The 4,544-nt window shown below is 68.9% G+C and carries 4 protein-coding genes and 1 pseudogene; 2 read left to right on the top strand and 3 right to left on the bottom strand.

What is annotated here, in order from left to right:
* A pseudogene (locus ACFU99_RS34215) lies at window positions 1–228 on the top strand (MBL fold metallo-hydrolase); the annotation flags it as partial.
* 250 nt (window positions 229–478) lie between these two features.
* Here ACFU99_RS34215 and ACFU99_RS34210 read toward each other — a convergent pair.
* A complete protein-coding gene (locus ACFU99_RS34210) occupies window positions 479–1,873 on the bottom strand; it encodes an MDR family MFS transporter (RefSeq protein ID WP_384399640.1) in 1,395 nt (464 codons plus the stop codon).
* A 139-nt stretch (window positions 1,874–2,012) separates the two neighbouring features.
* Here ACFU99_RS34210 and ACFU99_RS34205 point away from each other — a divergent pair, with 139 nt between their 5' ends.
* On the top strand, window positions 2,013–2,663 hold the full coding sequence (locus ACFU99_RS34205; RefSeq protein WP_384399637.1) for a TetR/AcrR family transcriptional regulator: 651 nt from the start codon (window positions 2,013–2,015) through the stop codon (window positions 2,661–2,663).
* 138 nt (window positions 2,664–2,801) lie between these two features.
* On the opposite strand, the gene ACFU99_RS34200 is transcribed toward ACFU99_RS34205, so the two are convergent.
* Together ACFU99_RS34200 and ACFU99_RS34195 are read right to left on the bottom strand one after the other, a co-directional pair.
* Window positions 2,802–3,851, bottom strand: a complete 1,050-nt coding sequence (locus tag ACFU99_RS34200; RefSeq protein WP_384399634.1) for a bile acid:sodium symporter family protein — start codon at window positions 3,849–3,851, stop codon at window positions 2,802–2,804.
* The gene (locus ACFU99_RS34195) at window positions 3,842–4,474 is read right to left on the bottom strand and encodes a hypothetical protein (RefSeq protein WP_384399631.1); all 633 of its coding nucleotides are present in this window, start codon (window positions 4,472–4,474) and stop codon (window positions 3,842–3,844) included. The genes ACFU99_RS34200 and ACFU99_RS34195 overlap by 10 nt, the downstream gene beginning before the upstream one ends.
* Window positions 4,475–4,544: the final 70 nt, after the last annotated feature.

Raw genomic sequence — 4,544 nt, 5'->3', positions numbered from 1 at the left:
GCCTTCGGCGACGCCATGCACTCACCCGTGCAGGTCCTGCACCCCGACTGGGAAATCGTCCTCGACCACGACCGCGCCGAAGCGGAACGCTCACGCCGTCGGCTCATCGAATTCCTCTCCCAGGACGGCGTCTACGGATTCGGTGTCCACTTCGCCGACCAGCAGTTGGGAACCGTCGACACCACGGGCCTCTGGCGCCCCTGGGATGACCGAACGGACGCACGCTGACCAGCCCGCGATGACGGCCCCGGCTCATCCGTGGAACATCTGGAGGAGAACGTACGGGCCGCCGAAATCGGCCTGCCCGACATCGCGTTCGACGCCATGACGTATATCGCGTGAAGAACTCTGCGAAGAGGTCAGCCCGTCAGTCTCCTCAGGGCGACTGACGGGCGAGGCCCGGTCCTTATCCGGTGGCGTGATAGTCCGGTGGTTCTCAGCCGACTCCGGTGGAGTCGGGCTGACGATCTGGGGCCGGTCAGTGCGGAGCGGTTGTGTGTCCGTTCTCAGGTGGTGCGTTCTTGCCCGCGGGGAGGAGGATCGAGAGGGCGAGGGAGATGGCGGCGAGGCCGAAGGTCCACCAGAAGGTGCTCGTGAAGGCGTCGAGCCCGGCCGCGGGCGTGTGCGCGTCGTCCAGCAGGCTTTGCAGGATGACGGCGATGACAGCGACGCCGAAGGGCGCGCCGACACGCTGGACCACGCTGAACGCCGAACTGGCTTGCGGGGCCTGTTCGTAGCTCAGCTCGGCGAGGGCGAGTGTGAGAACGGGGAAGGTCGTCGCCGCGAAGCCGAGCCCCTGGGCGAACTGCCCCGCCAGCAGCCACGGACCGGTGCCGCCGGCCCCCGCGAGGGCGAAAGGGAGAGTGCCGAGCATGGTCAGCGTCACGCCGACGGCGACCACGAGACGTCCCTCGATTCTGTTGGCCAGGTTGCGCAGGCCGAGGAAGAAGCACATCGTGCCCAGGCCGGTCGGTATCAGCAGCAGTCCGGTGTGGAACACCGTCTCGCCTCGGACCTGCTGGTAGTAGAGCGGGAGCAGGAAGGCCAGCGCGTAGGTGGAGAACCCGCTCATGAAGGTGATGAGGCTGCCGACGCCGAAGCTGCGGCGGGCGAACACCCGGACGTCGATGAGCGCGCTCCGCGACGCACGCAGCGACCACATGGTGAACACGACCAGCAGTGCGATGCCGCACGCCAAGGGCGCCCAGGCTTCAGGCGAGCCGAAACCGTCCGGGCCGGCCGCCTCGCTGATCCCGTAGGCGATGCCGGCCACGCCGGGGGTGAGGAGCGCGAACCCGAGAGCGTCGAACCGGTGGCCCGGCTGCCCCGGGGCCTTCGGCAGCAGCAGCGATCCCATGACGAGCGCGATCAGGCAGACGGGCACGTTGATGAAGAAGAGCCAGTGCCAGTTCCAGAACTCCACGACCGCTCCTCCCAGGACCGAGCCGAGTACGGGCCCGAGGAGGCCGGGCAGCGCGACCGCGACGGTGGCGCGGTGGATGCGGTCCGGCCCCGCGGCACGGGTTGCCATCGACATGGTGACGGGCATCACGAGCCCGCCGCCGATGCCCTGGAGCACACGGAAGGCGACGAGTTGGGGCAGGGAGTCGGCGACGGCGCACAGCGCGGACCCGACGAGGAACACGGTGATCGCGGATAGCCACGCGTTGCGGGCTCCGAAGCGTTCCGAGAGCCATCCGCTGACAGGAATCACCGAGACGAACGCCAGCAGGTAGCCCGTGGCGATCCACTGGGTCTGCGCCACTGTGGCGTCGAACGTCGTGCGCAGATGGTCGAGGGCGACGTTGACGATCGTGGTGTCGAGAAGCGTGATGAACATCCCGAGCGCGAGGACGAGGCTGATGAGTGCCAAGCGGCGGTCGCTCACACGCGGCGGTGCGAGCCGGGGTATGGAGGAAGTCACGTAACTAAACTAAACCGTCTAGTTTAGTTTGGCAAAACTGAACCGTATAGTCTGGTCGAAGCGGAGGCGACAGGGAGACGGAGAGCCGATGAGTGGCACAGGAACCAAGAAACCGGCGCGGGCCAGCTCCGGCCGCAAGAGGTCGGCGATCCTCGGCGCCGCTCGCGAACTCTTCCTGCGGCACGGCGTCGACCGGGTCAGCATGGATACCGTCGCCGCTCGGGCCGGCGTGTCAAAGGCGACGGTCTACAGCCACTTCGGCGACAAGCAGCGGCTGTTCCTCGCCATACTCCAGGACGCCTCGGAGTCCCTGGCCGCCTCCGCGAGCGATGCGCTGGAGCGCCACCTCGCCGACGACTCAAGGATCGGCACGCTGGCGGAGCTGGAGGCGGCGTTGACGGCTGCCGCGACTGACTTCGGCACCACAATGGTCGGGTGTGCGGACTACGCCGCGGTCTTCGTTCTCGTCGCCCGGCACCGGCAGGAGGAACCGGAGTCCGACGCCGATGTCTCCATGGCGCAGCCGGAAGAGGCCTTCGCCGAACGCATGGCGCACTTTACGTCGAGGGGGCTCCTCGACGTGGACGACGCGGCCCTGGCGGCCGACCACTTCGCCGCACTCACCTTCCTTCGCGCGTACAACCACCAGCCGGCCCCGGCGACTGTCGACCTCGGCCGCGTACGCGCGATCATCGCCGACGGAGTGCACGTGTTCGTCCGTGCGTATGCCGCGCGCTGACGAGTAGTCCGTCACGAGGGGCGACGACCGTTTTGACGCGCCGGCAGCAGGAGCCGCCGACAGCAGGAGCCGTCGGGCAGGGGCTGTGCCTGCCCGACGCCGTCGTCATCCTCGTCCTCGTCCTCATCCTCATCCGGCTCAGGCTCTGACGGCCGGGGCCTCCGCGGCGGGGGAGGGGGCGGTCGGCTGCTGTACGTCCGTCACGGGCCGTTCGCTCCAGCGGCGGGCGATGACGGCGCAGACCATCAGCTGAAGCGTGTGGTAGAGCATCAGGGGAAGCACGGCCAGCCCCACGTCCGTCCCGGCGAACAGCACGCCGGCGATCGGCAGACCGCTGGCCAGGCTCTTCGTCGAAGAGCAGAAGACGATGGTGACCCGGTCCTCGTGGCCCGCCCTCAACCTCGTCGCCGTCCACGTGCTCGCCCCCAGCACAAGGGCCAGGAGCAGCGCGCACAGCGCCATCAGCACGCCGAGCCGTACCGGAGAGAGCCGCCCCCAGATACCGGCGTCGACCCCTTTGCCGAACGCGGAATAGACCACCAGCAGAATGGATCCCCGGTCGCACACCATCGTGATACGGCGGTGCCGGATGATCCAGCCCGAGATCCACGGCCGTACCGCCTGCCCCAGCCCGAAGGGCACCAGAAGCTGCACCACGATGCTCAGCATTTGATCCGCCGAGAAACGCACGCCGCCCGCCAATTCCCCCTGGAGCAGGATCGCGGCGAGCAGCGGCGTCAGGAATACGCCGAGCAGGCTGGAGAACGACGAGGAACAGACCGTGGCGGCCACATTTCCCCGCGCCAGAGACGTGAAGGCGACGGCCGACTGGACGGTGGACGGCAGTACGCACAGGAAGAGCAGGCCCGTAGCGAGCTCGGCGCCGAGCACGTAGGACGGCAGAGTGGCGAATGCCAGGCCGAGGACGGGAAAGACGACGAAGGTGAAAGAGAGAATGGAGAGATGCAGCCGCCAGTGCCGCAGCCCCGAGAATGCGGCCTGCGGCGAGAGCCGGGCCCCGTAGACGAAGAACAGCAGCCCGATCGCCAGGCTGGTCGCCACCCCGAGCGCGTCCTCGGAAGCGCCATGAGCGGGCAGCACGGTCGCGAGACCGATGGTGGAGAGCAGCGCCACGATGTACCAGTCGACGCGGCGCAGAAAGCGGTGCCGGAGCGGGCTTACGGGCATGCCGGGCCCCCTTCTCGGGGTGAGGGCGTACGGGGCGCGCACTGGTTGGTGGGCCGGGGGGCGGAGCGATCGGCTTCGGGGGCCGGGCCTGGGGCCGGGCGGGCGGAGGGCGAAGCACCGTGGTCAGCGCCGTGGCCGGCGCCATGCTCGGCACCGTGGTCGGCGTCCCCTTCGGGGTCGTCGCCGCCGTTGGCCGCGGACTCCTTACCCGCTGCCCGCCCCGCTCCCTGCCCCACTCCCTGTCCCTGCTCCTGCCCGTGCCGCTGTCCTTCCCCTGGCCCTTCCCCCTCCTGCTCGTCGCCCTCGCCGCGTTCCACCGGCGCGGCCTGAACCCGGCCGTCCGAGCGCGACAGATGCTGTTCGATGGCGCCCCCGCCGCCGTCGTGGTCGCTGCCGGCCGTTCCCTTGCTGAGCGGTCCGAGCACATTCAGCGTCCGGTCGACCTCCAGCCAGGAATCGGCGTTCGAATTGTCGATCGTGATCAGCGAGGAGCCGTGATGCGTCTCCATGCCTCCGTCGGGCGCGTCGGCCCGCGCGGTCCCGTCCGCGAGCTGCGCCGCGCACAGCAGACCGACGGCGATTGCCAAGGTATTCCGTGCCTTGGGCACGGTGAATCCCATCATGCTGTTCCCGCTTCTCGTACATCGATATCGGATGTGACGTCGGCAAGGGCACCCACGCGTGGCGCGCGGG

The organism is Streptomyces sp. NPDC057654 (assembly GCF_042800135.1).
Classification (GTDB): Bacteria; Actinomycetota; Actinomycetes; order Streptomycetales; family Streptomycetaceae; genus Streptomyces.
This window is presented reverse-complemented; position numbering and strand designations above follow the sequence as displayed.

What these genes read in the sequence shown, in the direction of transcription:
- ACFU99_RS34205 (WP_384399637.1), top strand. Translation starts at nt 2,013, where the DNA reads ATGAGTGGCACAGGAACCAAGAAACCGGCGCGGGCCAGCTCCGGCCGC.
- ACFU99_RS34200 (WP_384399634.1), bottom strand. Translation starts at nt 3,851, where the DNA reads ATGCCCGTAAGCCCGCTCCGGCACCGCTTTCTGCGCCGCGTCGACTGG.
- ACFU99_RS34195 (WP_384399631.1), bottom strand. Translation starts at nt 4,474, where the DNA reads ATGATGGGATTCACCGTGCCCAAGGCACGGAATACCTTGGCAATCGCC.